This window comes from Rhodococcus sp. SBT000017, from assembly GCF_003688915.1.
Lineage (GTDB): Bacteria > Actinomycetota > Actinomycetes > Mycobacteriales > Mycobacteriaceae > Rhodococcoides.
This window is the reverse complement of sequence record NZ_REFU01000002.1, coordinates 498,898-525,380: the sequence shown is the minus strand read 5'-3', so window position 1 is coordinate 525,380 and position 26,483 is coordinate 498,898. Positions and strand designations below refer to the sequence as shown.

At 65.6% G+C, this 26,483-nt stretch carries 25 protein-coding genes; 12 read left to right on the top strand and 13 right to left on the bottom strand.

The genetic code is table 11. The annotated features are described in order from the left end of the window. Positions 1-39: 39 nt before the first annotated feature. Together AYK61_RS23605 and AYK61_RS23600 are read left to right on the top strand one after the other, a co-directional pair. On the top strand, positions 40-1,008 hold the full coding sequence (locus tag AYK61_RS23605) for an ATP-binding cassette domain-containing protein (RefSeq protein WP_121873349.1): 969 nt from the start codon (positions 40-42) through the stop codon (positions 1,006-1,008). After that, positions 1,005-1,799 (top strand): ABC transporter permease, encoded by a 795-nt coding sequence (locus AYK61_RS23600; RefSeq protein WP_121873348.1) that lies wholly within the window; start codon positions 1,005-1,007, stop codon positions 1,797-1,799. The genes AYK61_RS23605 and AYK61_RS23600 overlap by 4 nt, the downstream gene beginning before the upstream one ends. Before the next feature lie 64 nt (positions 1,800-1,863). Here the strand turns inward: AYK61_RS23600 and greA are convergent, their stop codons facing one another. Next, complete coding sequence (gene greA / locus AYK61_RS23595; protein WP_032394210.1) at positions 1,864-2,358, bottom strand: transcription elongation factor GreA; 495 nt, start codon at positions 2,356-2,358, stop codon at positions 1,864-1,866. A gap of 225 nt (positions 2,359-2,583) precedes the next feature. Further along, positions 2,584-3,024 carry a DUF4307 domain-containing protein gene (locus AYK61_RS23590; RefSeq protein ID WP_121873347.1) on the bottom strand — a complete coding sequence of 147 codons (441 nt, stop codon included), beginning with the start codon at positions 3,022-3,024 and terminating at the stop codon, positions 2,584-2,586. 103 nt (positions 3,025-3,127) lie between these two features. On the opposite strand from AYK61_RS23590, the gene mca reads away from it, so the two are divergent. The 4 genes from mca (at position 3,128) to AYK61_RS23570 (ending at position 7,313) form a co-directional block, all read left to right on the top strand. After that, positions 3,128-4,003 carry a mycothiol conjugate amidase Mca gene (gene mca / locus AYK61_RS23585; protein ID WP_183130553.1) on the top strand — a complete coding sequence of 292 codons (876 nt, stop codon included), beginning with the start codon at positions 3,128-3,130 and terminating at the stop codon, positions 4,001-4,003. Continuing rightward, entirely contained in the window at positions 4,000-4,272 is a 273-nt protein-coding gene (locus tag AYK61_RS23580) for a hypothetical protein (RefSeq protein ID WP_121873346.1), read from the top strand. Before mca ends, AYK61_RS23580 begins: the two co-directional genes overlap by 4 nt. After that, positions 4,272-6,281, top strand: coding sequence for a thioredoxin domain-containing protein (locus AYK61_RS23575; RefSeq protein WP_121873345.1), 2,010 nt, complete (start codon positions 4,272-4,274; stop codon positions 6,279-6,281). The genes AYK61_RS23580 and AYK61_RS23575 overlap by 1 nt, the downstream gene beginning before the upstream one ends. A gap of 111 nt (positions 6,282-6,392) precedes the next feature. Next, positions 6,393-7,313, top strand: coding sequence for a GGDEF domain-containing protein (locus AYK61_RS23570; protein ID WP_183130522.1), 921 nt, complete (start codon positions 6,393-6,395; stop codon positions 7,311-7,313). Between the two features lie 6 nt (positions 7,314-7,319). Here the strand turns inward: AYK61_RS23570 and AYK61_RS23565 are convergent, their stop codons facing one another. Beyond that, positions 7,320-7,985 (bottom strand): hemolysin III family protein, encoded by a 666-nt coding sequence (locus tag AYK61_RS23565; protein WP_121873343.1) that lies wholly within the window; start codon positions 7,983-7,985, stop codon positions 7,320-7,322. 132 nt (positions 7,986-8,117) lie between these two features. On the opposite strand from AYK61_RS23565, the gene AYK61_RS23560 reads away from it, so the two are divergent. Continuing rightward, positions 8,118-8,900, top strand: coding sequence for an isoprenyl transferase (locus tag AYK61_RS23560; protein WP_121873590.1), 783 nt, complete (start codon positions 8,118-8,120; stop codon positions 8,898-8,900). 56 nt (positions 8,901-8,956) lie between these two features. Here AYK61_RS23560 and AYK61_RS23555 read toward each other — a convergent pair whose 3' ends face one another. The 3 genes from AYK61_RS23555 to AYK61_RS23545 are packed head-to-tail and all read right to left on the bottom strand — an operon-like array spanning position 8,957 to position 11,963. Then, a complete protein-coding gene (locus AYK61_RS23555; RefSeq protein WP_147458395.1) occupies positions 8,957-10,600 on the bottom strand; it encodes a hypothetical protein in 1,644 nt (547 codons plus the stop codon). After that, entirely contained in the window at positions 10,597-11,352 is a 756-nt protein-coding gene (locus AYK61_RS23550; RefSeq protein ID WP_121873341.1) for an ABC transporter ATP-binding protein, read from the bottom strand. Before AYK61_RS23550 ends, AYK61_RS23555 begins: the two co-directional genes overlap by 4 nt. After that, positions 11,349-11,963 carry a TetR/AcrR family transcriptional regulator gene (locus AYK61_RS23545; protein ID WP_183130521.1) on the bottom strand — a complete coding sequence of 205 codons (615 nt, stop codon included), beginning with the start codon at positions 11,961-11,963 and terminating at the stop codon, positions 11,349-11,351. The genes AYK61_RS23550 and AYK61_RS23545 overlap by 4 nt, the downstream gene beginning before the upstream one ends. Positions 11,964-12,130: 167 nt before the next feature. On the opposite strand from AYK61_RS23545, the gene AYK61_RS23540 reads away from it, so the two are divergent. Further along, entirely contained in the window at positions 12,131-12,901 is a 771-nt protein-coding gene (locus AYK61_RS23540) for an AfsR/SARP family transcriptional regulator (protein WP_147458394.1), read from the top strand. On the opposite strand, the gene AYK61_RS28080 is transcribed toward AYK61_RS23540, so the two are convergent. The 3 genes from AYK61_RS28080 to coaA all read right to left on the bottom strand — a co-directional run bounded on the left by AYK61_RS28080 (position 12,870) and on the right by coaA (position 16,449). Next, positions 12,870-13,190 carry a response regulator transcription factor gene (locus AYK61_RS28080; protein ID WP_259468289.1) on the bottom strand — a complete coding sequence of 107 codons (321 nt, stop codon included), beginning with the start codon at positions 13,188-13,190 and terminating at the stop codon, positions 12,870-12,872. The genes AYK61_RS23540 and AYK61_RS28080 overlap by 32 nt on opposite strands. Before the next feature lie 1,097 nt (positions 13,191-14,287). Next, positions 14,288-15,499 carry a hypothetical protein gene (locus AYK61_RS28075; RefSeq protein ID WP_259468254.1) on the bottom strand — a complete coding sequence of 404 codons (1,212 nt, stop codon included), beginning with the start codon at positions 15,497-15,499 and terminating at the stop codon, positions 14,288-14,290. 14 nt (positions 15,500-15,513) lie between these two features. After that, positions 15,514-16,449 carry a type I pantothenate kinase gene (coaA, locus tag AYK61_RS23530; RefSeq protein WP_179273561.1) on the bottom strand — a complete coding sequence of 312 codons (936 nt, stop codon included), beginning with the start codon at positions 16,447-16,449 and terminating at the stop codon, positions 15,514-15,516. 123 nt (positions 16,450-16,572) lie between these two features. Here coaA and AYK61_RS23525 point away from each other — a divergent pair, with 123 nt between their 5' ends. The 3 genes from AYK61_RS23525 (at position 16,573) to AYK61_RS23515 (ending at position 20,733) form a co-directional block, all read left to right on the top strand. Then, positions 16,573-17,769: a DUF885 domain-containing protein gene (locus AYK61_RS23525; protein ID WP_121873337.1), complete on the top strand. Its 1,197-nt coding sequence runs from the start codon at positions 16,573-16,575 to the stop codon at positions 17,767-17,769. A gap of 46 nt (positions 17,770-17,815) precedes the next feature. Beyond that, positions 17,816-19,099, top strand: a complete 1,284-nt coding sequence (gene glyA, locus AYK61_RS23520; protein ID WP_032394025.1) for a serine hydroxymethyltransferase — start codon at positions 17,816-17,818, stop codon at positions 19,097-19,099. Between the two features lie 308 nt (positions 19,100-19,407). Continuing rightward, positions 19,408-20,733 (top strand): PhoH family protein, encoded by a 1,326-nt coding sequence (locus tag AYK61_RS23515; protein WP_183130519.1) that lies wholly within the window; start codon positions 19,408-19,410, stop codon positions 20,731-20,733. A 76-nt stretch (positions 20,734-20,809) separates the two neighbouring features. Here AYK61_RS23515 and AYK61_RS23510 read toward each other — a convergent pair whose 3' ends face one another. Together AYK61_RS23510 and AYK61_RS23505 are read right to left on the bottom strand one after the other, a co-directional pair. After that, on the bottom strand, positions 20,810-21,226 hold the full coding sequence (locus AYK61_RS23510; protein WP_121873335.1) for a limonene-1,2-epoxide hydrolase family protein: 417 nt from the start codon (positions 21,224-21,226) through the stop codon (positions 20,810-20,812). Next, on the bottom strand, positions 21,223-22,815 hold the full coding sequence (locus AYK61_RS23505; protein ID WP_397485766.1) for a serine hydrolase: 1,593 nt from the start codon (positions 22,813-22,815) through the stop codon (positions 21,223-21,225). Before AYK61_RS23505 ends, AYK61_RS23510 begins: the two co-directional genes overlap by 4 nt. Positions 22,816-22,944: 129 nt before the next feature. On the opposite strand from AYK61_RS23505, the gene AYK61_RS23500 reads away from it, so the two are divergent. Next, positions 22,945-23,802 carry an acyl-ACP desaturase gene (locus tag AYK61_RS23500; RefSeq protein WP_121873333.1) on the top strand — a complete coding sequence of 286 codons (858 nt, stop codon included), beginning with the start codon at positions 22,945-22,947 and terminating at the stop codon, positions 23,800-23,802. Positions 23,803-23,902: 100 nt separating this feature from the next. Here the strand turns inward: AYK61_RS23500 and AYK61_RS23495 are convergent, their stop codons facing one another. Together AYK61_RS23495 and glpX are read right to left on the bottom strand one after the other, a co-directional pair. Beyond that, entirely contained in the window at positions 23,903-25,303 is a 1,401-nt protein-coding gene (locus AYK61_RS23495; RefSeq protein ID WP_121873332.1) for a class II fumarate hydratase, read from the bottom strand. Between the two features lie 47 nt (positions 25,304-25,350). Next, positions 25,351-26,391 (bottom strand): class II fructose-bisphosphatase, encoded by a 1,041-nt coding sequence (gene glpX / locus AYK61_RS23490; RefSeq protein ID WP_121873331.1) that lies wholly within the window; start codon positions 26,389-26,391, stop codon positions 25,351-25,353. Between the last annotated feature and the right edge of the window lie 92 nt (positions 26,392-26,483).

Below are 26,483 nucleotides of genomic sequence, written 5' to 3'. Positions count from 1 at the left end.
GGTCCTTACACCGACCAGGAAAGAAACGGGGATAGGGCAATGGCGAACGCTATAGAAGTAGAGGGCCTCGTACTTCGGTACGGCAAGAACGTCGCGCTCGACGGGATCGATTTCACCGTTCCCGAGGGCACGGTGCTGGGTGTGCTCGGCCCCAACGGTGCCGGGAAGACCACGGCGGTCCGCATTCTCGCCACCTTGTTGCAGGCGACGTCGGGCTCGGCCCGAATCTTCGGGCTCGACGTGGCGACGCAGGCCAACGAGGTGCGCAGCACGATCGGGCTGACCGGTCAGTTCGCGGCCGTGGACGAGTACCTGACCGGCTACGAGAATCTCGAGATGGTCGGCCGACTGTTCGGCCTACGCAAGGCCGAGGCGAAGAAGCGCGCCGACGAACTGCTCGAACGGTTCGACCTGCAGTACGCGCGTGACCGCACCGCAAAGCAGTACTCCGGTGGTATGCGTCGGCGACTCGACATCGCAGCCAGCCTGATCGGTCGACCGCGGGTGGTGTTCCTCGACGAGCCGACCACCGGACTCGATCCACGTAGCCGAATCACCATGTGGGAGTTCATCGCGGATCTCGTCCGCGACGGTACGACCATTCTGTTGACCACCCAGTACCTCGAGGAGGCCGATCGACTGGCCGATTCGATCATCGTGCTGAACAAGGGCAAGATCATCGCCCGCGGCACAGCAGACGAGCTCAAGGCCCAAACCGGCGGCGAGCGAGTCGAATTCGTGCTCACCGATCGGTCCCAGGTCGATCAGGCCGAACGGATTCTGGCTCCGATCGGCGTCGAACCGCCCACGTTCGACGAACAGGTGGGCCGAATCGTCATGCCGGTCAACGGAGGCTCGAAAGACCTTGCCACTGCACTGGCCCAGCTGGAGGAAAACGGAATCGGTGTGGTCGACGTCGGACTGCGCAGGCCCAACCTCGACGATGTGTTCCTGAGCCTGACCGGTCAGACCACCGGCGAGCCCGAGACGGCGGAGGAAGAGAAATGAGCAACGTTTTCCTGGACTCCGCGATCATCACGAAGCGAAACCTGATCAAGCTCAAGCGAGTTCCCGATCTGCTGTTCTTCGCCATGCTCTCGCCGATCATGTTCGTGCTGCTCTTCGCCTACGTCTTCGGCAGTGCCATCGACGTACCCGGCATCGACTACAAGAGCTTCCTGATGGGTGGCATCTTCGTGCAGACGATGATCTTCGGTGCTTCGCTCACCGGGTCGTCGCTGGCCGAGGACCTGCAGAAGGGTGTGATGGACCGGTTCCGATCGCTGCCTATGGCACGGTCGGCAGTCGTCATCGGGCGCACCGCGGCGGATGTCGGCAACAACCTCGTCACCATCACGATCATGTCGATCACCGGACTCATCGTGGGCTGGCGCATAACGTCCTCGTTCTTCGACGCTCTGCTCGGGTACGTGTTGCTGCTGCTGTTCGCGTACTCGATCTCGTGGGTGATGGCGCTGGTGGGGCTTACGGTGCGTTCGCCGGAGATCTTCAACAACGCGTCGTTCATCGTGATCTTCCCGTTGACGTTCATCGCCAACACCTTCGTTCCGATCGACAATTTCCCGAGCGTGCTCAAGACGATCGCGGAGTGGAATCCGATCTCGTCGGTGACGTTGGCAGTGCGAGAGCAGTTCGGCAACACCAACCCGATGGCACCGCCGCCGGAGGTGTGGCCACTGCAGAACCCCGTGCTCTACACACTGATCTGGGTCGTGTTGATGCTCGTGGTGTTCGTGCCGCTGTCGGTACGCAAGTACCAGAAGACGATGACCGCCTGACATCCACGCAGAAGCACCCCCGGTCGCTCGGCGACCGGGGGTGCTTTTCCCTCTGCGAGAAGGCTTACGTGTGGTACGGCTCCGCGCTGACGAGCGTGACCTTCATGGTCTTGCCGTTGGGCAGCGTGTACTCGCGGGTGTCGCCGACCTTGGCGTCGATGAGCGATCCGCCCAGCGGTGACGCGGGGGAGTACACCTCGAGCTTGTTGTCGCGGGCACCCTCTTCGCGAGTGGCGATCAGGAACGTCTCGGTGTCGGACTCGTCGCCGTCGTAGTAGACCTTGACGACGGACCCGGGAAGGGCGACACCGGACTGAGTGGGTGCCTCGCCGACCTTCGCGTTGTTGAGCAGCTCCTGCAGCTGGCGGATACGTGCTTCCTGCTGGCCCTGCTCTTCGCGCGCAGCGTGGTAGCCGCCGTTCTCCTTCAGATCGCCCTCTTCGCGACGCTCGTTGATCTCGGCGGCGATGACGGGGCGATTGGAAATGAGCTGGTCGAGTTCGCTCTTGAGCCTGTCGTGTGATTCCTGGGTAAGCCAGGTCACCTGGGTCTCGGTCATCTCGATCACTCCCTCGTAGTCGGAATCTCGAGTTCGGATTCCGGTTTCTGAGCAGGTAGGGCACGCAACGAACAGGGGACTCCAATGGTTGGATCCCCTTGGTCGGCCCACATCCTGGAGCCGTCGTCATCGTTCGCAGGTGAACCCTGCCCGCAATGCAGCAATACACGGCACCTTCTGCGGTGGCCGTGTATGACCCGAGCTTACCACGAACAGGCAGTTCGCCTATCGGGCTCGTAAATATTCGGGAACATCGAGGCTGCAGCCGTAGACGTCGCCGACGGCAGGGGCGGCCGACGTCGTCACCTCGGTGGTCATCTCCACGGTGGTGGACGCCGACTCCGGGGGGATGTACACCTCGCGTCTGCCGGTCTCGGAGCCGTCGCGCGATCGGGCGCGAACGATGCACACGGCCGGTTGCTCGGGATCCTGCCGGGTCACGCTGAACCGGATCGACATCGTGTTCTCGTCGACGATGTCGAACGAGAGCTGACTGCCTTCGATGGGTTTGACCGAGAACTTGCTGTACGCGTAGTAGGCCACGCCTGTGCCGACCAGCAGGACCAAGGCCACGAGTGCGATCTTCGTCGCACGTTTCGGGGCCTGCCGAATGCCGCTCGGACCGGAACCCGACGGGTATCTACCTGCGGGAAGTGCGTTGGTCATGTCAGCTCTCGGGGTCGATTCGGGGGTGCCGCTGGGGGCCTGTCGGCGTCAGGTGGAACTATAGGTGAGGCAAGAACCAGGCGAATCCGAGGTGAGGAAGAACGTGTCCGGACTGCGGCTCATGGCAGTGCATGCCCATCCCGACGACGAGTCCAGCAAAGGTGCTGCGACAACGGCTCGCTACGCGGCCGAAGGACACGAGGTTCTGGTCGTCACGCTCACCGGCGGCGAGCGGGGCGACATCCTCAATCCGGCGATGGACATTCCGGGAGTGCACGAGCGCATCCGTGATGTTCGACGCGAGGAGATGGCCGAGGCCGCCCGTATCCTCGGCGTTCGGCAGACCTGGCTCGGCTTCGAGGACTCCGGGTTGCCCGAGGGCGATCCTCTGCCGCCGCTTCCGGACGGCTGCTTCGCGCTGGTTCCGCTGGAGGTCTCCACCGAGGCCCTGGTGAAGGTGGTGCGCGAGTTCAAGCCGCACGTCATCACCACCTACGACGAGAGAGGCGGCTACCCACACCCGGACCACATTCGCTGCCACGAGGTCTCGATGGCGGCGTGGGAGGCAGCGGGGGATCCCGAACGGTTCCCCGACGCGGGTGAGCCCTGGACTCCGCTCAAGCTCTACTACTCGCACGGGTTCATTCGTAAGCGCATGCAGCTCTTCCACGACTGGTTCATCGACCGCGGTGAGGAGAGCCCGTTCGTCGACTGGCTGAAGCGGTGGGACGGCCAGCGCGACGAGATCATGGGTCGTATCACCACGCAGGTCACCGTCGGCGACTACTTCGAGCATCGCGACGACGCACTACGCGCACACGCGACGCAGATCGATCCCAACGGGTCGTTCTTCGCTGTGCCGCTGGACGTACAACGCAAGCTGTGGCCCACCGAGGAGTTCGAGCTGGCCCGCACTCGGGTCACGACGTCGCTGCCCGAGACGGACCTGTTCGCCGGAATAGAAGAGACCGAGAAATGATCGTTTCGATCCTCGCCCAGCAGCCCACCGGTCCCGAATTCGGCAAGTCCTCGCCGATCGGTCTGGTGATCCTGGTCGCGCTGTTGGTCGGAACGGCACTGCTGATCTGGTCCATGAACAAGAAGATCAAGCGTCTGCCCGCCACGTTCGAGAAGGAGGATCCGACGTTGGATCAGGCCCTCGACGAGGGCACCGACCGCGGCGGGATTGCAGATCCATTTCCACCGGAACAGAATCGACCCAAACCCGCCGTCTCCGACGAGCCCTGATGCTCGACGCCAATGCCCTGGGTGAGTCCACCAGCCCGTATCTGAGGCAGCACGCGGACAACCCGGTGCACTGGCAGCAGTGGGGACCGAAGGCTCTGCAGTCGGCCCGCGATCGCGATGTTCCGATCCTGCTGTCGATCGGATACTCGGCGTGCCATTGGTGCCACGTCATGGCCCACGAGTCGTTCGAGGACGAGGCGACCGCGGCACTGATGAACGAGCATTTCGTGTGCATCAAGGTCGATCGCGAAGAACGACCCGACCTCGACTCGGTGTACATGAAGGCCACCGTCGCAATGACCGGCCAAGGCGGGTGGCCGATGACGTGTTTCCTGACCCCCGACACCGAACCGTTCTACTGCGGCACGTACTTTCCACCGGCCCCGCGTCAGGGAATGCCGTCGTTCCAGCAGTTGCTCACCGCGATCGCCGACACCTGGTCGACGCGGCGACAGGAGGTGTTCGACGCCTCCGCCGACATCGTCGCCGAACTGCGCAAGCACAGTGCAGGCGTGCCCGCAGGCGGTCGCCCGATCGACGCCGATGCGCTGGCGGCCTCGGTCTCGGCGATCTGCGCCGACGAAGACACCACCTACGGCGGCTTCGGCCGGGCACCGAAGTTCCCACCCGGCGCGCTGCTCGAAGGTCTGCTCCGGCACTACGAGCGCACCGGCGATTCCGAGGTCCTCGGCGTCGTTCGCCGTACCGCGTCGGCGATGGCGCGTGGTGGCATCTACGACCAGCTGGGCGGTGGATTCGCGCGCTACTCCGTCGATGCCGAGTGGGTCGTCCCGCACTTCGAGAAGATGCTCTACGACAACGCTCTGCTGTTGCGGTTCTACGCGCACGCAGCCCGGGTCGACGAGGATGCACTCGCCCGGCGGGTGGCGTCGGACACTGCGGAGTTCATTCTCCGCGAATTACGCACGGAGAACGGCTGTTTCGCGTCGGCACTCGATGCCGACACCGAAGGTATCGAGGGTCTGACCTACGCGTGGACTCCGGAACAACTGACCGAGACCCTCGGCTTCGAGGACGGTGTCTGGGCAGCCGGATTGTTCGCGGTGAACTCGGCAGGCACGTTCGAGGCCGGCATGTCGGTACTGCAGCTGCCCGCCGAACCCGAGGATTACGACCGGTTCGCACGGGTGCGCAGCACATTGTCTGCCGCTCGCTCGACTCGGCCGCAACCCGGCCGCGACGACAAGGTCGTCACCGCCTGGAACGGGTTGGCGATCACCGCACTGGTCGAGGCCGGTACCGGTCTGGGGCAGCCGCGCTGGGTCGACGCGGCAGTCGAGTGCGGCGAGCAACTGTTCGCCGGACATGTCGAGTCTGGCCGGATCCGCCGCGCCTCGCTCGGCAGCGCAGTCGGCGAGGCCACCGGCGTGCTCGAGGACTACGCGTGTCTCGCGGTCGCTGCGGCAGCGTTGTTCCAGGCCACCGGAGACGCAGTCTGGACCGAGCGCATGACGTCGATCATCGATGCTGCGATCGACCACTTCGCGGACCCAGACGACGTGGGCGGGTGGTTCGACACCGCCGACGATGCCGAGACTCTCGTGACCCGGCCTCGCGACCCGATCGACGGGGCCACCCCGTCGGGCGCATCCACGATGGCCGAGGCGCTGCTCACCGCAGCTGCGTTGGTCGATCACAACTCCTCGGCGCGCTACGGCAGACTGGCGGCTGCGTCGTTGGCGCGATCGGCCTCGATTCTCGAACGAGCGCCCAGGTCCGGTGGGCACTGGCTGGCCGTCGCCGAAGCGTCCGTTCGTGGTCCGATTCAGATCGCCGTGTCGACGGCGCCCGGCGGTGAGCTGCTCTCGGCTGCGCGGGCCCTCGCTCCGGGAGGTTCCGTGGTGGTGGCAGGCGTGACGGATTCGTCGGTACTGCTGACCGACCGTCCACCCGTCGACGGCCTCGAAACGGCATACGTGTGTCGTGGCTTCGTGTGCGACCGTCCTGTGACCTCTGCCGAAGATTTGTCGTTCGCACTGCAGAGGTGACGACGCTCGTCGATGCTTCGACGGAGGAACAGTACTGTTGCCCGAAGTTTCCCCGGCCTGGGGCGGTCGAACGTCTAGCAATGGATCGACGGTGTCATGAGTGAAGGTGTCATGAATGAGGGTGTGATGCGTGCGGACACCGTGCACGAGGCGGTGACCGACGAACAGCGCGCTGCCGTCGCCGAGTTCGTGGCCGCGGTTCCGATGGCGGTCATGGTGCATTCGATGCAGTACGAGGTGGTCGGTGCCAACATCCTGTGCGAGGGCGTGCTCGGGTGCGCGGTGGACGACATGGTGGGTCGACCCGTGGCAGATTTCGTGCCGCTCGGGGATCGCGCGTCCGCGACGCGCATCGCGGTCCAGCTCGAGCACCGCTACCCCGACGCAGGCTCCACCGAACACGGTCGACCGGTCGGCGCTCTGCGCCGAGTGCGGCGCGGCGACGGAGAGGTCGTCTCCTGCTGGATGCACGTCGGAATCTCGATGATCGCGGGGCGACGGTTCATCGTCGCACTGCTGGACCTGGTCAATCCCGTCGTGGACGACACCGTTCGTTGGCGCGATCGCGCCGAGCGCGACGAACTGACCGGATTGCTGCGACGAGGCCCCCTGCTCGCCCACGTCGACGAATGGATCGTCGAGGATCTGCCGGTTGCCCTGGCCTTCGTCGACGTCGATCGGTTGAAATCGATCAACGACGCGCACGGTCACCCGGCAGGTGACGCCCTGCTGGAGGCAGCGGGACGTCGACTGCACCAGTGGTCGCCGCGCGGAAGCGTCGTCGGCCGATACGCAGGAGACGAGTTCGTGTTCGCCGTGACGTTCGACGGGCCGATGGGGCTCGACAGCGCCGAAGTCACGGAATCGGTGCGGTCGGCGATCTGCGGCGAGCCGGTGCCGTTCGGATCGAGTCTGCTCGGGGTGTCGGTGAGTGTGGGCGTTGCGGTGCGTGAGCCGGGGGAGTCGAGAGAAGCGCTGATTCAGCGCGCCGACGCGCTGATGTATCGAGACAAGGCATCCCGAACCACCTGAGGGCGATCAGAACAGTACGAGCCACACGGCAACAAGGTGGCAGGTTGCCGCCAATACCGTTGCTACGTGGAAGAACTCGTGATGGCCGAAGGTCGTCGGCCATGGATTCGGCCACTTGGTGGCATACAGCACGGCTCCGATGCTGTAGAAGACTCCGCCCACGAGCAGCAACACGAACGGTGCATAGCCGACGTGGTCGATCAGCGCGGGTGCGACCGGGACGATCGCCCAGCCGAGGAGCAGGTACAGCGGTACCCCGACCCATCGGGGAGCGGTGGGCCACAACATCTTCAGGGCAACCCCGGCGAGGGCCCCGACCCAGACGACGATCAGCAACGTGCGTCCGGTCGAGGCGGGTAGGCCCAACACCGCGAACGGGGTGTAGCTACCTGCGATGAACAGGAAGATCATCGAATGATCGGCGCGCTTCATCCAGATCTGCGACGCCGTGGTCTTCCAGTGCACGCGATGGTAGGTGGCACTGACCCCGAACACGCCGCAGACGGTGATGGAATACACGCTCACGGCCACACCCGCACTGACCGAGACCATGCTGAACGCGAGCGTGACGAGAGTGATCGCGCACACCACCGCCACGCCGAACGCGTACAGGTGAATCCAGCCGCGCATACGTGGTTTGACGGGTATCTCGTCCAGTCCGAACATCGTCATGAAAGATCGCCTCCCGTGCCGCCGCCTGAACCTACGCAACCGTAGGTTCTGACGCTACTGTACCGGCGACCGGCTCGCAGACGTCGGCGTAAGGTGATCCTTCGTGGTGATGAGAGCAGCGGTGACGAAGCAGTGGTGATCATTCCGCAGAAGGTCCGCGGCGTTCTCTACAACGTGTACGAGCGGCGTCTGCTGAGCCAGCTCGAAGGGGTTCAGCACCCGCGGCACGTGGCAGTGATGTGCGACGGCAATCGCCGCTGGGCGCGCGAGAACGGGTTCACCGACGTCGCGCACGGGCACCGCATGGGCGCGCTGAAGATCGCCGAGATGCTCGGCTGGTGCGACGCCGCCGGAATCGAGATGGCCACCATCTACCTGCTCTCCACCGAGAACCTCCGCCGAGATGCGGACGAATTGGATTCGTTGCTCGACATCATCACCGACGTCGTCGAGGAGATCTGCGGACCCGAGATGAACTGGGGCGTCAAACTCGTCGGCACACTCGACCTGCTGCCCGCATCGACCTCGCGTCGGCTCAAAGAGGCGGCAGCGCTGACCGAGGGTCGGTCGGGAACGCACGTCAATGTCGCCGTCGGATACGGCGGGCGGCAGGAAATCGCCGACGCCGTCCAGTCCCTGGTGAGCGAGAAGATCGCCGAGGGCGTCAGCGGCGACGAGCTGGTGGCATCGATCAACGTCGACGAGATCGGTAGTCACCTCTACACCTCCGGCCAACCCGATCCGGATCTCGTGATCCGCACCTCGGGCGAACAGCGACTCTCCGGCTTTCTGCTGTGGCAGAGCGCGTACTCGGAAATCTGGTTCACCGAGGCCTACTGGCCCGAATTCCGTCGCGTCGACTTCCTGCGCGCGCTGCGCGACTTCGCGGCCAGACACCGCCGGTTCGGTATCTGACGTGCGCGGCCGGACTGTCCGGTCGGTCCGCGGGCTCCACTCCTGCTCGTCGCCTGCTACGAAGCTTCGCGCACAACCCGAGACGACGCACGGGGGCTGCGTCGGAGCCGGGAGCTGTCTCCGGATTCCATGGCGGACAGCAGGGCAGGCCCAGTTCGTCGAAAACGCGATCGAGTCGGGGACGACAGGCCCACCACTGCCCCCACCCCGATGGCCGCGCCGAGGAATGGGTGAACCGGCCACGGAACGTCGGCACCGCTGAGGTGAATCAGGACGGGCGGCAGAACCGCGACCGCGAGGACGATCGCGAAGATCGTGTACTGCGCGCCGGCTGGATTCCCGGTGCGACTGCTCAACGCAACGCGCTCACGCGCGTCGGGGCCGATCGCCGGCATCAGAACGCCCAGCCAAGGTGCACTCGCGCAGGCAGCCCCCGTCGCGGCCAGGGTCATTCCGAAAGCGACCGCCGCCAAGGGTGATTCGCTGACCAGGCACAGTGCGAGGGTCAGGGCCGAGGTGGGGATACCGAACAGCAGCAGCCAGGCGAGCTGTCGGCCGCGCACGTCGGCTCGGATCGCTCCTGGGGTGGTGAGGATCTGCCACAGCGCGGTGCCGTCGAGGGCGTAGGTGTTCACTGCAACCATCGCGCCGAGCACTGCAGCCATGACCCCGATGAACGGCAGGGCCCAGGACCAGCTCGTCGGTGCGACCAAAGCGACCATGACCAGCGGTGTGATCCACGCGTGGATGGCTCCCAGTCTGCGATGCGGGTCCCTGAACCACGTCGTGATCTCCCGGTCGAACACGGCCCTCGTCGGTCCGCCGGGTCGCGGGCGACCTGTGGAGGCTGTCGGGCTTGCGGTGACGTTGCTGGGTGTCCGGGCTGGTGGTCTGCGCAGTTCACTTGCCGTCATCACGATCCAGACACCGCGGAGCAACATCGCCCCTGCGACGAGTCCTAGCAGGGGTACGGCCACCGAGACGAGTGAGGCAGATGTCGTCGCGGCGAGTACGGCGGCAAGACCCCATCCTGTCGGCAAGGCGAGCAGCAGGTTCTCGATTCCGGTAGGCACCGCGCCCGCCCCCGAAGGGGTGAGGAGTTCGGTTCCGCCATCGCCGAGATTCGGCAAAACCGCAGCAGCGACCGGCACCCAGCCCGCAAACGACACTGCGAGGAGCAACGACATCTGTACCGCCGCTACCCACATGCCCGCTGCCGTGCGAAGCAGGCCGGCGACGACTGACGCAACACACCGACCGAGCCAGAGCAAGAACATCAGCTGTGCGGCCAGGGCCAGCGCCGCGACAACGACAGCACCCGGCCCGTGGGCTGCGGCCACCACGAAGAAACTGCACAGCGCGATCGCTGTGACAACCGTTCCGACGCTCATCGCCTCGCTCGCTGCGAGATCCCGCGCGATCCTGGTAGGTCGCGCAGGCAGGGTCCTGAACCACTGCGGATCCAGGGTCGCCGACGATCCAGGAAGCAGGATCGGGCCGATCGCCCAGAAAGCTCCGAACGCGAAGATCCCTACGGTCAGCCAACTCGGGTGAACCGTGCCGGAGATCCCGAGTGCCGCGAGCACGACGACACCGGATGCCACGATCGAGCCGACGACCAGGCCGAAGCCTCGCTCGTCGTGTGGACCGTGCCGAAGGATCCTCAGCCGCATCGACGCGAACGCCCCACTCGTGCTCACGCCAACCACCCGATCTCGCGGTTCGGGGGTGCGCCGACGAGATCGACGAACGTGTCGTTGAGACTGCGGCCTGCCCTGACCTCGTCGACGGTGCCCTCACTGACAATTCGACCATCCTTGATCAATGCCACGCGTTCACAGGTCCGCTCCACGACGTCCATGAGGTGGCTCGACAGCAGCACCGTGCCGCCGCCGGCGACGTACTGACCGAGCAGGCCTTCGATCGCCCGCGCTGAGACCGGGTCGATGGCCTCGAAAGGCTCGTCGAGTACCAGCACACTGGGGCGGTGCAGCAGAGCCACAGCCAGGCCGATCTTCTTTCGCATCCCGGTGGAGTAGTCCACGATCAACGTCGAGGGCGCTCGGTCCAACTGCAGAATCTCGAGGAGGTCGGCTGCGCGCGTCGGCCAGTCCTTGTCGATCCGTCTCAACCGAGCGGTGTACTCGAGCAGTTCCGAGCCCGTCAGCCGCTCCGGGAGGGAGAGTCCCTCCATCATGATCCCGAGCTCACTCAGCACGTGCTCGCGGTCCTCGGCGGCATTCACTCCGGCTATCGTGACGGATCCCGAGTCCGGCGTCAGCAGTCCCGCGATCATCGCGAGCGTCGTGGATTTGCCGGCCCCGTTGGGACCGACGACGCCGAAGAACGTCCCGGGGGGCACGATCAAATCGATCGCATCGACGGCGACGTGGGTGCCGAAGCGTTTGGACAGCCCGTTCAGTTGGACTGCCGGGGTGACGGCGATGGTCATGAGCGGACTCCTCGGAGGAAGAGAGACGTGAGTTCGCGCGCGTAGGCGTCGATGTCGAACTCGGGATCGGCGACGATCTTCAGTGCGGCCCCGTCGATGCAGCGTCGTAATGTGTATGCGGTCAGGCGCGCGTCAACCGCACGGAATTCGCCTGTGCTCGAACCGAACTCGAACAGCAGCGCAGTTCCGGCGATGATCGGCTCCTCCGCGTCGGAGCTGGCGTGCAGGGAGCCGTCCTTGCCCCGCAGATTCGGCATCACTTGTCCTAGAGCCGCCATTTCGCGCCGATGAGCTCCGATGAAGTCGAGATTGCCTTCGATGTACGCCTGCAGTTTGGCCGCGGCCGTCTGTGCACTGTCGATTCTCTGCTGCATCTCCGCGGATCCTTCCGCAAAGATCGTGGTGACCACTGTTTCGAGTACGGCCTCGTAGAGGTCGGTGCGGCCTGCGAAGTGGTAAGAGATCAAGCCGCGACTGATGCCGGCTTCCGCGGCGATCGCAGCCAGCGTGGTTCCGTGCCAACCGTCGCGAGCCAGGCAGTCGATAGCTGCGTCGATGATTCGGCGTCGACGCACTTCTTGCGTCAGGGTCAACTTGCGCGAGGCTTCCATGGATCTCCCTGGCATTGGTGCCAAGAATTTGGCATTGATGCCAACATAGCAGCGTCGGACGGGGTCGGCAGCCTGAACCGGCACGACCCGAGAGCACTACGTACTTGTGGTTGTATCGCTACGTAAACGATGGCGCGGTCGTCTCGAGGCTCGGAGAATTTCCGATCGTGGACTACAATGTGCTCGGACCCATGGTGGTGCGCGACGCGACCGGGGTGAAAGCAGTCGGTGGGCTCAAACAGCGGACCGTGTTGGCGGTGCTGCTCGTGGAAGCGGGAAACGTCGTCGAGTTCGACCGATTGATCGATCTCGTCTGGAACTGCCGTCCGCCGGCCAAGGCGTTGACGTCACTGCGTGCGTACGTGGCGAATCTGCGTCGGGTACTGGGCGCGGAGAACGGCGCTCGGCTCGTCACCACGTCCTGGGGCTATCGGTTGGATCTGGGCAGTGACCGACTGGATCTGCGAGAATTCGAGATGCTGGCCACGCGCGGGCGGGAGGCATTCGGCCGCGGCCGATTCGCCGAGGCGGACGGCCAGTTCGGCCGCGCCCTTGCGCTGTGGCGAGGCCCCGCTTTCGTCGAGTTCGGTGATCTGGGCTTCGCCGTCGACGAGCGGGACCATCTCGACGAGGTACACGCCGTGGTGCTGGAATCGGTCTTCGAGGCCCGTCTGCAGCTCGGTCGACACGAGACGGTGATCGCCGAGATCGAGCGCGCACTGCGGGCTGCCCCGTTGCGCGAACACCTGTGGGGTCAGCTGATGATCGCCCTCGACCGGTCGCACCGCACAGCCGAAGCGGTGGTTGCCTTTCGGCGAGCAGAGGCGGTTCTGCACAACGAACTCGGGGTTGCTCCGTCGCGGTACCTGCTCGACATCGAGGCCTCCCTGTACGGCAACGGTTCGGTCAATCGAGCAGTGAGCCTCGTAGCGATGTGAGCTCGGCGCGGGTGCTGATCCCCAACTTCCCGAAGATGCGGTTGAGGTGTGTCTCGACGGTGCGGATCGACAGCACGACGGCGTCGGCGATGTCGCGGTTGGACAGGCCGGATGCGGCGAGGGACGCGATCTGCCGTTCGCGTGCGGTCAGGGCCGGATCTCGCGTTCCGTGCAGCAGCGGCGTGCTGGGATGTCCACAGCGCGCGGCCAGTACGTGACCCTGCCTTCCCGCTGTCGCCGCGGCGCGAGGGCTACTGCGCAGCAACAGGTTTCGCGCATAGAAGTACATCTCGGCCGCGTGCAGGTCCAGGCCGTGTTTCTCGGCGCTCGCGGCCACGGCCACCACCTGCTCGGTGACCGCACTGTCCGGCCCGGACGGTGCTGCGAGCACCTCGACCATGCGTATTTCGGTGCGGGCCAAGTCCCCTTCGATCAGACCTGCCAGCTGGTGGACGGGAGCCAGTGCTGCAGCTGCCGCTCCGCACCGAGCGGCATCGACGTAGGAGAACAGCGCGGGCAGATGGTGGTCGACAGCGGCATGAGACTCGGCGGAGGCGATCAGCAGCTCGCAGGCCTCGTCGACGTCTCCGCGAGCAGCCGCGGCCCAGCCCAGCGCCGCCAGACGCGTGCCGCGAGCTCCGAACAACGCCGGCGAGGCCGGGTTGTCGAGGTCCGCGGCCTCCACGAGGTCCGACGCCTCCTCCGTGCGCCCGTCGAGCGCGAGGGCGCGGACCAGATCACACGCCACCATCGGTTCCATCGACCGCTGGCCGAGTGTGCCCGCGAGTGTGTAGGCCTCCGAGCACCAGCGAATCGCCTCGGCCGCGTGGCCCTGCGAGAGTAGTAGACCTCCGCGGGCCCACCCGAACCACGCCTGCTGCAGCGGCGAGAACTGTTCCACCGCTTCGTCGTATCGATAGCGAGCGAGTGCAGTGGCCTCCTCGAAGTTGCCGGCGCAGGCAATCGTGAAGCACCGCGTCAGATCCAGCACCGTCGCCGCCGGATTGTCGGGCTCGGGCTGCACCCGGGCGAGCGCAGAGAACGCGGCCGACAATCGGCCTGCGACGGTAGCCCCGGCGGCGACGGCGAAGCTGGCCGAGATCAGCGTCGCGCCGACGAGGTCGTCCATCAGTGGTTCGAGCAAGGCCAGCGAACCCGCCGTATCGCCGATCGCATGCATCATCAGGCCACGCTGCGCTCGCAGCTGCGTGCGGACGGCGGGATCGACGACGGCATGCTCGGTGCTGGAGTTCAGCGCCAGCGCCCGCGTCGGATCCGCCAGCCGCAGCACCATGTTGTCGGTACACGCGCGCACGGCCGACGCGCGCCGAATGTCGTTGTCCGCCCCGCGAAGAAGCTCGTCGAGCCGCTGCTGCGCGGACTCGGTCATGCCGAGCTGGCTCTCCGCGGACGCGAGGATGAGCTGGGCATCGAACCCGCCGCCTGCCGCCGCGGCGGCCGAGGCCAGCTTGCGCGTCGTCTCCGGGGGTACGAAGCGCCACGACAACCGAGCCGCCTCCACCGCCGCCGGGGCGTCGAGCGAGACGCCCGCGTCGATACGAAGCAGTGCGGCGGTGACGCGTTCGCGGGGCCGAGCCCGTCGGTCGAGGCGTCGAGGGCGTCGGCGACCGTCAGGCTCAGGCGACGCCTGCGCAGTGTGGCCATGTCCTCGGTGCGCACCTGGGCGGTGATGGGCGTCGAGAACGTCACCCGGTCGATGTTCTGTTCGGTGCGGATCGTCAGCACACCGGCCGATTCGAGTTCCTCGATCAGACGTGGATCCATCACGGCGGCTGCGGCTCCGAACTCCAGCGAACCGGCCAGGGCGACCATGTCCAGTGCGTCGTCGATCTCGGCCGCGCCGGCGTAATCGGCGAGCGCGATCACCTCGGCCAGATGATCGCGCACCACATCGGACAGACCGGCCGACACGGGTAGGGGAGCGGACAGGTGCCACACGTGCGACGACACCGTCAACGCCCGGCGCTCGACCGCCGTCGCCACCAGATCTCGGAGCACCACGAGGTTGCCGGAGGACAATGCGGTGACTGCGAAAACTGCTGCACTGTCGACGATTTCGCCGCTGCGACCGAGCATCGACTCGATCAGCGACCGGCACTGCTCGGGAGTGAGCGGCTCGAGATCGATGCGGTCGATCACGCCGTCCTTCCACAGGGCGTCGAGCACGGGGGTGCGGCGTCGACCCGCGCTGACGCTGGCCAGCACGAACAGATCCTTCGATCCGACGCGACGCGCCAGGAGCTCGATGGTCGAATCGGCCAGCCATTGGGCGTCGTCGATGACCACGACGGTGCGTCGACCGCCGTGCGCGTCGGCCAGCGTGGCGGCCAGAGCTCGATCCGATTCGACGGGGACGAATCCGGTACCTGTCGGCATCACCGTCACCACTCGGTGGGGATGCCACCCGAGGCGCACCAGCGACCGCACCGCCTCGATCAACAGGCGGGTTCGGCCGACACCGGGCGCGGCCTTGACGGCCATCCCGCCGTACCTGCCGGCGGCATGCAGGATTCGCTGCAGCTCGCCGTCTCGACCGATCAGCGGCACCTCGCCGATCGACCGCTTTTCCACCGCCATTGCTGGATTATGGTCTACAACTTACGAAGCCGCAGCCGGTTGATCGCGTGGTCGTTGTCCTTGCGTAACACCATCGTCGCTCGCGGTCGCGTCGGCAGGATGTTCTCCACCAGATTCGGCAGGTTGATCGAATGCCACAGATCCTCGGCCGCAATCTGCGCGTGGTCGTCGGACAGGCCTGCGTAGTGGTGGAAGTGCGAGGACGGATCGGTGAAGGACGTCTTGCGCAATGCGAGAAAGCGTTTGACGTACCAACTCTCGATGTCCTCGATCCGCGCGTCGACGTAGATCGAGAAGTCGAACAGATCCGAGACCATCAACCGCGGTCCGGTCTGTAATACGTTGAGCCCCTCCACGATCAGGATGTCGGGCTGCCGGACCATGTGGTACTGGCCCTTGACGATGTCGTACGAGACGTGCGAGTAGACCGGCGCACCCACCTCTTCGGTCCCGGACTTGACCTCGGTGACGAATCTGAGCAGCTTACGCCTGTCGTAACTCTCGGGAAATCCCTTGCGGTGCAGTATGCCTCGACGCATGAGCTCGGCCGTCGGGTAGAGGAATCCGTCGGTGGTGACCAGATCGACCCGCGGATGATGGTCCCATCGGGCCAGGAGTGCCTGCAGCACACGGGCCGTCGTCGACTTTCCGACGGCGACGCTCCCCGCGACACCGATGACGAACGGGACCTGACGGTCGGGGTGCTTCTCGCCGAGGAACGTCGCGGTCGCGGCGAACAGCCGTTGCCGAGCCGCGACCTGAAGGTGAATCAGTCGTGCCAGCGGCAGATAGACCTCCGCCACCTCGTCGAGATCGATTTGTTCACCCAGGCCGCGCAGACCGACGAGTTCTTCCTCGGTCAGCACCAACGGCGTGGATTGGCGCAGCGTGCGCCACTGCACACGGTCGAACTCGACGTACGGACTGGACTCGCTCACGCACGACTCCAACAGGTCGGAGCTGCGGAGGGTTCGGCTGAGCTCCTGTCGAGCGCGAGTCGCATGGTTCCAGATTGTGCTCGGTGCCGGTCGATCGCGCACGGGCGGGGTCGTTCGCCGTACTAGGGTTCGGATATGGATGCTGCTTCCCTCGTTCGTGAATACCTGCTGCTGGGCCTGAGTTTCGACCGGCTCGAAGACGGATTCGTCGACGCGTACACCGGAGATCCCGAGTTGCGTCGAATCACAGAGAACGCCCCCGCGCCCGAGCCGCGCGAGTTGATCCGTCGAGCACAGACACTGCGCGCCGAGCTCGGCAACGTCGATCTGACACCCGAGCGCACGACGTTCCTCGACGTCCACCTGCGCGCACTGGAATGTTCGGCGCGCAAGTTCGCAGGCGAGGACATCGGCTTCGTCGACGAGGTGTACGCCTACTTCGACGTCCGAATCTCCGCAGGCGATCAGGACCAGTACCTGCAGGCACACCGCAAGATGGACGAAGTTCTCGCCGGTCCCGGGTCGCTCGGCGAACGGTTGATCGCGCATCGCCGTGCGGACGTGATTCCGGCCGACCGACTGCAGGACTGCGTCGAGGCGTTCTCGTCCGCGCTGCGCGACCGCGTCCGCGCCGAATACACGCTGCCCGACACCGAGCAGGTGACCTACGAGGTCGTCGGCGACAAGCCGTGGTCCGGGTTCAACTATTACCTCGGTGACTATCGCTCGACCGTGGCGATCAATTCCGACATCGAGCAGCAGATGGCCAATCTGCCGCACCTGATCGCGCACGAGTCCTACCCGGGGCACCACACCGAACACTGCCGCAAGGAGACCGGACTGGTCGGTGCAGGCCAGCTCGAGCAGACGCTGTTCCTGGTCAACACTCCGCAGTGCCTGATGGCCGAGGGCTTGGCCGATCACGCGCTCGGGGCCGTCGTCGGCGAAGGCTGGGGCCTGTGGGCGCAGGAGATCTACGCCGATCTGGGACTGCGATTCGACGGCGAGAAGGCCGAGCGTCTCGCGGCGGCGTCGAGCCAGCTGTTGGGGGTCCGGCAGGACGCCGCGCTGCTACTGCACGATCAGCACAAGAGCGAGGACGACGTCGCTGCCTACCTGGAACGATGGTCGCTGGCATCGCCGCAGCGCGCCCGGCACAGCCTGCGGTTTCTGTCCTCCCCGCTGTGGCGCGCGTACATCAGTACCTACGTCGAGGGCTACAAGCTGCTCGCCGGCTGGCTCGACCGTGGTGCGACGGCCGGTGAGCGCGCGCAACTGTTCGGCAGGCTGCTCGACGAGCCACTGACACCCGGTGCATTGCGCGTCTCGTAAACTGGCCGAGCCCCCTTTATTCTGCTGTCCCTTGGAGACTCCTGTTATGACTGACGTCAACAACCTGTCACTGGCCGAACTCGATCCCGAGGTCGCCGAGGCGATGGCCGGTGAGCTGGGGCGTCAGCGCGACACTCTCGAGATGATCGCCTCGGAGAACTTCGTCCCCCGCGCGGTACTGCAGGCCCAGGGCAGCGTCCTGACCAACAAGTACGCCGAGGGCTACCCCGGCCGCCGCTACTACGGCGGCTGCGAGCACGTCGACATCGTCGAGGATCTCGCGCGCAACCGCGCCAAGGAACTCTTCGGTGCCGAGTTCGCCAACGTGCAGCCGCACGCAGGTGCGCAGGCCAACGCGGCGGTGCTGATGGCACTGATCAACCCGGGCGACAAGATCATGGGCCTCGACCTGGCGCACGGAGGTCACCTCACCCACGGCATGAAGCTCAACTTCTCGGGCAAGCTCTACGAGGTCGAGTCCTACGGGGTGTCCAAGGAAGACCACCGCATCGACATGGACGAGGTGCGCAAGCAGGCCATCGCCGCCAAGCCGCAGGTACTCATCGCCGGCTGGTCGGCGTACCCGCGCCACCAGGACTTCGCTGCGTTCCGCTCCATCGCCGACGAAGTGGGCGCACTGCTCTGGGTCGACATGGCGCACTTCGCCGGACTCGTCGCCGCAGGCGTGCACCCCTCACCCGTGCCGTACGCAGACGTCGTCTCCTCGACCGTGCACAAGACCCTCGGCGGACCGCGCTCCGGCATCATCCTGGCCAAGAAGGAATGGGCCAAGAAGCTCAACTCCGCAGTGTTCCCCGGCCAGCAGGGCGGGCCGCTGATGCACGCCATCGCCGCCAAGGCCGTCGCCTTCAAGATCGCTGCGACGCCCGAGTTCAAGGAACGCCAGGAACGCACCCTCCTCGGTGCATCACTGCTCGCCGATCGTCTCACCGGTGCCGACGTCGCAGACAAGGGCATCTCCGTCCTCACCGGCGGCACCGACGTACACCTCGCGCTCGTCGACCTGCGCAACTCCGAGCTCGACGGCCAACAGGCCGAGGACCTCCTGCACGAGGTCGGCATCACCGTCAACCGCAACGCAGTGCCCTTCGACCCGCGCCCGCCGATGGTCACCTCGGGCCTGCGCATCGGCACCGGCGCACTGGCAACCCGCGGATTCGGCGAAGCCGAGTTCACCGAGGTCGCCGACATCATCGGCACCGCACTGGCCACCGGCGAGGCCAGCGATTCCCTGAAGGACCGCGTCGTGAAACTGGCACAGAGCAAGCCACTGTACGAGGGCCTCGAAGACTGGGGATTGCTGGGCTGATCCTGCTCACGCCCCGCCGCGTCGGGGGAGGGCGCTCTCGGCACCGCCCGATTGCCGACCTGGGGCGATTCGGCCGTAACGCGTTGTTCACCGACACGCCAGACTTCCAGCGAGCCGAACCTCGATTTCGGCGGTACCGTCGGCAGTAACAGGCAGCGGGGAAGCTACCTGTGCGGGAGGTTCTGATACGTGACTGAGCTAGTGAGCGCGAGAGGGCCGGTACCCGGTCCTCGTGTCACCTGACACATCGGACCCGACCGGCCGAGCGACAGAGTTTGCGCGGTGCCGCGCAGACGTAGGAGCCCCACGTGACCACTTCACGCTCCGTTTCCGCCCCTCTTCGGACATTCGTGCTCGATACCTCGGTCCTGCTCTCGGATCCCTGGGCAGTCATTCGGTTCGCCGAGCACAATGTGGTACTTCCGTTGATCGTGATCAGCGAGTTGGAGGGCAAACGCCACCATCACGAATTGGGATGGTTCGCGCGGGAATCCTTGCGCATGCTCGACGACCTGCGCGTCGAGTTCGGCCGACTCGACCAGCCGGTTCCCATCGGAACATCCGGTGGCACACTGCAAGTCGAGCTCAACCACACCGATCCCACGGTTCTTCCCGTCGGCTTCCGCACCGACTCAAACGATTCTCGAATCCTCGCCTGCGCCCTCAACCTGAAGGCCGAGGGCAAGGACGTCGTACTCGTCAGCAAGGACATTCCGTTGCGCGTCAAGGCCGGTGCTGTCGGTCTTCCCGCCGACGAGTACCACGCTCACGACGTCGTGCCCTCCGGCTGGACCGGCATGGCCGAGCTCGACGTGCCGTCCGACGCAGTCGACACGCTGTTCAACGACGGCGTCATCGACTTGGCCGAGGCGCGAGACCTGCCGTGCCACACCGGAGTTCGACTGCTTGCCGGACGGCAGAGTGCGCTGGGGCGCGTCACGCCCGACAAGCAGATCCAACTCGTGCGCGGTGAGCGTGAGGCGTTCGGTCTGCACGGCCGTTCGGCTGAACAGCGGGTGGCGCTCGATCTTCTGCTCGACGAGAGCATCGGCATCGTCTCACTCGGTGGAAAGGCAGGCACCGGTAAGTCCGCTCTGGCGCTGACTGCCGGACTCGAGGCCGTCCTCGAACGTCGCTCGCATCGGAAAGTCGTTGTCTTCCGGCCCCTCTACGCCGTCGGCGGCCAGGAGCTCGGCTACCTCCCCGGTAGCGAGAGCGAGAAGATGGGCCCCTGGGGACAGGCGGTCTTCGACACCCTCGAAGGGCTCGCGAGCCCGGAGGTGATGGAGGAGGTCATCGCCCGAGGAATGCTGGAAGTGTTGCCACTGACGCACATTCGCGGTCGATCGCTGCACGACTCCTTCGTGATCGTCGACGAGGCACAGTCACTCGAGCGCAACGTGCTGCTGACGGTTCTGTCCCGGCTGGGTTCGGGCTCACGCGTCGTACTCACCCACGACGTCGCTCAGCGCGACAACCTGCGCGTCGGACGGCACGACGGCGTCGCTGCAGTGATCGAAAAGCTGAAGGGTCACCCACTTTTCGCGCACATCACCCTCACTCGCAGCGAGCGTTCACCGATCGCGGCACTGGTGACGGAAATGCTCGAAGAGTTCGGGCCTTCGGGAGCCTGACCCCCCTGTGAGCGTGGAGCCTGCGGGTCGTTCCGCAGGCTCCACTCCTGCCTCGTAGCCCACTACGAAGTTCCGCTCACAAGGGCCACCGGCCCACTACGGCCCGGAAGGCCCCTCGCACAGCACCTTTCAGGAAGTCGACGTTGTCGAAGTAGTCCCGCCACACGGCCACTTTTCCGTCGCGCAGCTCGAAGGTTCCGCACACCCAGAATTCGATTCGGAGCCGCCGCCAGATCAGCGCATCCGTGCGTTCGGTGAGCACGACATCTCCGTCGGCGGCGATGTTGTGCACTATCACGTCGAAGCCGAACGCAGGCTCGGCAAGTGTGGCCATGAACCTGCCCACGTTCGAGCGGCCGCGCACCTTCGGTAGTCCGACGTTGTGCCAGACGATGTCGTCGTCGAGAAGCGACATCGCGCGCTCGGTGTCTCGACTTCTCAACGCGTCGAACAGATTCACTACGGTCTCGGTCGCCTGCTGTGTCTCGGTCATTTCGTGAACCGCCCCAATCCATCGCCGTCGAAGAACTCGAGTGTCAGCGTATTCGCGTTGAACGTCGCCTGGGAGATGGACCCGTCGGGCGCGTTCTCACCGCTCGGCTCGAACGTGAACGTGTCACCGTCCCACGGCGTCAACTCGTAGGAGGTTCCGTTCGGTCCGAGAGCCAACGTCAGTTCCCCGTTGATCTCCGCTACCGTCGCCGGCCCCCAGTAGCTGTTCTGGTACACCCCCACATACGACGCGAGGGGTTGCGGCGCAGTGGGATTGGTGGGGGCGGTCTTGCCTGCGAGCTCGCCCTCCGGTTCGCTCATCCCGGCGAACGCATTCTTGTACAGCGTTCGCCAGTCCTCCCGCACCTCACCGAATTGGACGAGGTCTGCGAACTCGGCCGTGACCGTTTCGGCGATGCCGAGGGGCGCGGCGTTCGTCAGCACGGCGATGGCGACGTCGAGTGAAGGAATCCAGACGAAGTTGGTGCCGGCTCCGAGTGCGAACGCTCCCGAATGGCTCACCGTTGTGCGGCCGGCCGCACTGGTGGAGACGTTGAACCCGAAGCCGTAGTAGCCGGCGCGTGAGTCCGGTGTCGCCGACGGGCTCGAGACGATCTGCGCGCTGACCGCGGGCAGGAGGGCGTCGGGATCGACCAGCTGTCGGCCGTCGTGGTCTCCGTCGGCGATCAGCATTGTCAGCCACTTCGCGAGGTCGTTCACCGATGAGCTGACGCCACCGGCCGGGGTCTGTGGATCGGGTTCCCGCTGATACTTCGCCTGATACTCGCCGTCGACGAGTACGTGGGGTACGGCCCGATCGGCGCGCGCGATGTAGTCCGCGAACGACGAGCTGGTCGAGGTCATACCCAGCGGGCCGTAGATCGTGTCCTGGCTGAGGGTGTCCCAGTCCTTGCCCGCCGCCGCAGCGACGGCCTCGGCCGCGGCCGTGATCCCGAAGTTGGTGTAGTGGTACGTGGAGCGGAACGGGTCGAGGGGCACCTCCCGAAGGCGTTCGAGAACCTGGCGCCGGTCGTAGCCGAGGTCCTCGAGCAGATCCCCGGCGTGCTCGGGCAGTCCGCTTCGGTGGGCGTAGAAGTCGCCGACCGTGATGTTCTCGGTCACCCACGGATCGTCGAGTGCGAACCACGGCAGCTGCGAGACCACCGGCGTCGACCAGTCGACCACGCCCGCTCCCACCTGGGACGCGATGACGGTCGCACCGACCGATTTGGACAGGGACGCCAACTGGAACACCGAGTCACCGTCGACGGGGTCGTCCGTGCCCACTTCGCGAACGCCGAAGCCCTTCGAGTAGACGACGTCCGAGCCGTGCACGACGGCAATGGCCATACCGGGAATGTTCGACGACGCCATCAGCTCCTCGGCGATGCCGTCGAGCTTGCCGACCGCCTCGTCGACGCGGCCGTCGGGAACATCGACTCCTGCGACCTGGCCGGGGGAGAGGTCGCTGGTCGGTGCGGGCTCGGTGGTCGGTGGACTGTCTGCGGTGGGTGCGTCCTCGGAGCACCCGACCAGCACCACCATCGAGCACACAACAGCAAGACACAGAAAATTTCGACCCGACCGCATCATGAGGAGTCCTCACTTCGATGACTGGATGCACCTGAGAATAGACCCGCAACGACCTGGCGTTAGGAGAATTCACAATGGTCAGGGGCACGACGTCGGGCGCTCGGGCGTAGGCGCTACGGTTACCGCATGTCTACGAACCTGTCCGACGGTGATCTGCTGGTCCGTTTGGAGCCCGCGGTCGAAGAGAATCTACGACGCCACATCGAGGCTGCCAACGACTGGCATCCCCATGATCTCGCGCCGTTCGACGAGGGTAAGAACTTCGCGTTCCTCGGCGGCGAGGACTGGACGCCGGAGCAGTCGCACCTCAGTGATGTCGAAATCCTGTCCGCCACGGTCGGCGTGCTGGTGGCCGACAACCTGCCCGCGTACCACCGCGAACTGGCCCACGCGCTCACCGGCCTCGGGGCCTGGTGGAAGTGGACCGGCCGATGGACGTCGGAGGAGAACCGACAGTCCATCGTGCTGCGCAACTTCCTGGTGCTCACTCGCGCAGTCGATCCGGTCGCCCTCGAGCGGGTTCGGATGGAGCACATGACACTCGGATTCGACGCTCCCAGCCAGGGTCTGCTCGACATCCTCGCGCACTTCGCCATCGAGGAAGCCGCAGCCTCGCTGCGCAACCGCAACACCATCGCCCTCGGCAAGGACCCGGTGCTGGCCACCATCCTCGGCCGCATCGCCGACGACGACGCGCTGCAGTCGACGTTCTACGCCAACATCATCGACGAGGCATTCGCCGTGGTGCCCGACCAGGCCGCCCGCGCCATCGCAGACCGGATCAACGGATTCAAGATTCCCGAGGTCGATCTCCCGGACCGCGGCAGCAGCACCGCCGCCCTCGCCGAAGCCGGAATCTACGACGCCGATCAGGAACGCGACAAGGTGTTCAAGCCACTGCTCGCAGGCTGGAAGATCTTCGACCGCACCGATCTGGGCGAGGACGGCCTGAAGGCACGCGAGGAACTCGCGCACCTCGCCTGAGGTTCGGCCCCTTTCGAAAGCGTGAATGGTCCATTGCACACGTCTCGGCGGTGCAATGGACCATTCACGCGTTCAGGGGTTCGGCGGGCGAACGGGGAAGCTAGTCCTTGACCTTCGCCATAGCGAGGACGTCGAGGCGCTTGTCCAGTTCGGCCTCACTGAGCTTGTCGCCGATCAGTCCGCGGTCGATGACCGTCTGACGGATCGTCTTCTTCTCCTTGAGTGCCTGCTTCGCGACGGCGGCAGCTTCCTCGTAGCCGATCGCGGAGTTCAGCGGCGTCACGATGGACGGCGAGGACTCGGCGAGGGTCTTGAGGTGCTCGACGTTGGCTTCGAGGCCGACGACACACTTGTCGGCGAACAGCACCGAGACGTTGGCGAGCAGCTTGAACGATTCGAGTACGTTGCGCGCCATCATCGGGATGTACACGTTGAGCTCGAATGCGCCCGACGCGCCGCCGAATGCGACTGCGGCGTCGTTGCCGATGACCTGAGCCGCGACCTGCGTAACAGCCTCGGGCAGAACGGGATTGACCTTGCCGGGCATGATGGAGCTACCGGGCTGCAGGTCGGGGAGGGTGATCTCGCCGAGTCCGGTGAGCGGTCCCGATCCCATCCAGCGAATGTCGTTGGCAATCTTGGTCAGTGAGACCGCGATGGTGCGCAGTGCGCCCGAGGCCTCGACGAGTCCGTCACGTGCGGCCTGCGCCTCGAACGAATCCTTGGCGGCGGTGAGTGCATCGATACCGGTCGACGCGACCAGTGCGGCAACGACTTTCGGTCCGAAGCCGTCGGGTGCGTTGAGTCCGGTGCCGACGGCGGTGCCGCCGATGGGCAGTTCACCGAGCCGCGGCAGGGTGGCCTCGACGCGTTCGATGCCGGCTTCGATCTGACGGGCGTAGCCGCCGAATTCCTGTCCGAGGGTGACCGGAACGGCATCCATGAGGTGGGTGCGGCCGGACTTCACGACGTGCTTCCACTCCGTTGCCTTGACCACGAGAGCCTCGTGGAGGTGGCGCAGTGCGGGCACGAGCGAGGTGACGGCTGCCTCGGTGGCGGCGACGTGAGTGGCCGTCGGGAACGTGTCGTTGGAGGACTGCGACATGTTCACGTGATCGTTGGGGTGCACCTCGACGCCTGCCGCCTTCGCGATCGACGCGATGACCTCGTTGGCGTTCATGTTCGAGCTGGTGCCCGAGCCGGTCTGGAAGACGTCGATCGGGAACTGGTCGTCGTGCTTGCCGTCGGCGATCTCGGTGGCTGCGGCGATGATCGCGTCGGCCAGGGTGCCGTCGAGCAGACCGAGGTCCTTGTTGACCTGCGCGCAGGCTGCCTTGAGCAGGCCCATCGCGCGAATCTGAGTGCGCTCGAGCGGACGGCCCGAGATGGGGAAGTTCTCCACGGCACGCTGCGTCTGGGCACGCCAGAGCGCATCGATGGGAACGCGAACCTCTCCCATGGTGTCGTGCTCGATCCGGAACTGCTGTTCGTTCTCTGTCATTGACCTCTTGCCTCGGTAGGGGAGCGGAAACTTCGTCGAGCGGACGGTCAGAAGGACGGGATGGCGCCGGAGGTGTCGCCGTCGAAGTCGATGTTCGAGTACTCCTTGAGCTTGTTGAGCTGGTGGTACGCGTCGATCATGCGGACGGTGCCGGACTTCGAGCGCATCACGATGGACTGCGTGTGTGCGCCGCCGCCCGAGTATCGGACGCCCTGGAGCAGGTCGCCGTCGGTGACGCCGGTCGCGGTGAAGAAGACGTTCTCGCCCGAGACCAGGTCCTCGGTGGACAGGACGCGATCGAGATCGTGTCCGGCGTCGATCGCCTTCTGGCGCTCGTCGTCGTCGGTCGGAGCCAGCATGCCCTGGTGCGCGCCACCCATGCAGCGCATGGCGGCCGCGGCGATGATGCCCTCGGGGGTTCCGCCGGTGCCCATGAGGATGTCGATGGGAGAGGTGGGGCGTGCGGCGGCGATGGCACCGGCGACGTCGCCGTCGGAGATCAGTCGAATGCGGGCGCCGGTGTCGCGCACCTGCTGGATCAGCTCGGCGTGCCGGGGTCGGTCGAGGATGCACACCGTGACGTCGGAGGTGGATCCCTTCTTGATCTTGGCGACGCGGGCGATGTTCTCCGCGACCGGTGCGGTGATGTCGATGACGTCGGCGAAGTCGGGTCCGACGGCGATCTTCTTCATGTAGAAGACGGCGGACGGATCGAACATCGCGCCGCGCTCGGCGACCGCGAGAACCGAGATGGCGTTGGGCATGCCCTTGGCCATCAACGTCGTGCCGTCGACGGGATCGACGGCGAAGTCGACCTCGGGGCCGTTGCCGTTGCCGACCTGCTCGCCGTTGTAGAGCATCGGCGCTTCGTCCTTCTCGCCCTCGCCGATGACGACGACGCCGCGCATCGAGACCGAGCTGACCAACTGCCGCATGGCATCGACTGCTGCTCCGTCGCCACCTTCCTTGTCGCCGCGACCGACCCAGCGACCCGAGGCGAGCGCACCGGCCTCGGTGACGCGGACGAGTTCGAGTGCGAGGTTGCGATCTGGCGCCATGGCGCGAGTGGACTCGGTGCTGGCCGTCATCGGTTTGTAGCCTCCTGGTTGGTGGGGTGTTACCCAGGCGCGATTATCTCACTTCTGTGATGCCCGCGGTGGGGTCGGGTCGTCTGTGAGGC

What these genes read in the sequence shown, in the direction of transcription:
- AYK61_RS23605 (WP_121873349.1), top strand. Translation starts at nt 40, where the DNA reads ATGGCGAACGCTATAGAAGTAGAGGGCCTCGTACTTCGGTACGGCAAG.
- AYK61_RS23600 (WP_121873348.1), top strand. Translation starts at nt 1,005, where the DNA reads ATGAGCAACGTTTTCCTGGACTCCGCGATCATCACGAAGCGAAACCTG.
- greA (WP_032394210.1), bottom strand. Translation starts at nt 2,358, where the DNA reads ATGACCGAGACCCAGGTGACCTGGCTTACCCAGGAATCACACGACAGG.
- AYK61_RS23590 (WP_121873347.1), bottom strand. Translation starts at nt 3,024, where the DNA reads ATGACCAACGCACTTCCCGCAGGTAGATACCCGTCGGGTTCCGGTCCG.
- AYK61_RS23580 (WP_121873346.1), top strand. Translation starts at nt 4,000, where the DNA reads ATGATCGTTTCGATCCTCGCCCAGCAGCCCACCGGTCCCGAATTCGGC.
- AYK61_RS23575 (WP_121873345.1), top strand. Translation starts at nt 4,272, where the DNA reads ATGCTCGACGCCAATGCCCTGGGTGAGTCCACCAGCCCGTATCTGAGG.
- AYK61_RS23570 (WP_183130522.1), top strand. Translation starts at nt 6,393, where the DNA reads ATGAATGAGGGTGTGATGCGTGCGGACACCGTGCACGAGGCGGTGACC.
- AYK61_RS23565 (WP_121873343.1), bottom strand. Translation starts at nt 7,985, where the DNA reads ATGACGATGTTCGGACTGGACGAGATACCCGTCAAACCACGTATGCGC.
- AYK61_RS23550 (WP_121873341.1), bottom strand. Translation starts at nt 11,352, where the DNA reads ATGACCATCGCCGTCACCCCGGCAGTCCAACTGAACGGGCTGTCCAAA.
- AYK61_RS23545 (WP_183130521.1), bottom strand. Translation starts at nt 11,963, where the DNA reads ATGGAAGCCTCGCGCAAGTTGACCCTGACGCAAGAAGTGCGTCGACGC.
- AYK61_RS28080 (WP_259468289.1), bottom strand. Translation starts at nt 13,190, where the DNA reads ATGTACTTCTATGCGCGAAACCTGTTGCTGCGCAGTAGCCCTCGCGCC.
- AYK61_RS28075 (WP_259468254.1), bottom strand. Translation starts at nt 15,499, where the DNA reads ATGGCGGTGGAAAAGCGGTCGATCGGCGAGGTGCCGCTGATCGGTCGA.
- AYK61_RS23525 (WP_121873337.1), top strand. Translation starts at nt 16,573, where the DNA reads ATGGATGCTGCTTCCCTCGTTCGTGAATACCTGCTGCTGGGCCTGAGT.
- glyA (WP_032394025.1), top strand. Translation starts at nt 17,816, where the DNA reads ATGACTGACGTCAACAACCTGTCACTGGCCGAACTCGATCCCGAGGTC.
- AYK61_RS23510 (WP_121873335.1), bottom strand. Translation starts at nt 21,226, where the DNA reads ATGACCGAGACACAGCAGGCGACCGAGACCGTAGTGAATCTGTTCGAC.
- AYK61_RS23505 (WP_397485766.1), bottom strand. Translation starts at nt 22,815, where the DNA reads ATGCGGTCGGGTCGAAATTTTCTGTGTCTTGCTGTTGTGTGCTCGATG.
- AYK61_RS23500 (WP_121873333.1), top strand. Translation starts at nt 22,945, where the DNA reads ATGTCTACGAACCTGTCCGACGGTGATCTGCTGGTCCGTTTGGAGCCC.
- AYK61_RS23495 (WP_121873332.1), bottom strand. Translation starts at nt 25,303, where the DNA reads ATGACAGAGAACGAACAGCAGTTCCGGATCGAGCACGACACCATGGGA.
- glpX (WP_121873331.1), bottom strand. Translation starts at nt 26,391, where the DNA reads ATGACGGCCAGCACCGAGTCCACTCGCGCCATGGCGCCAGATCGCAAC.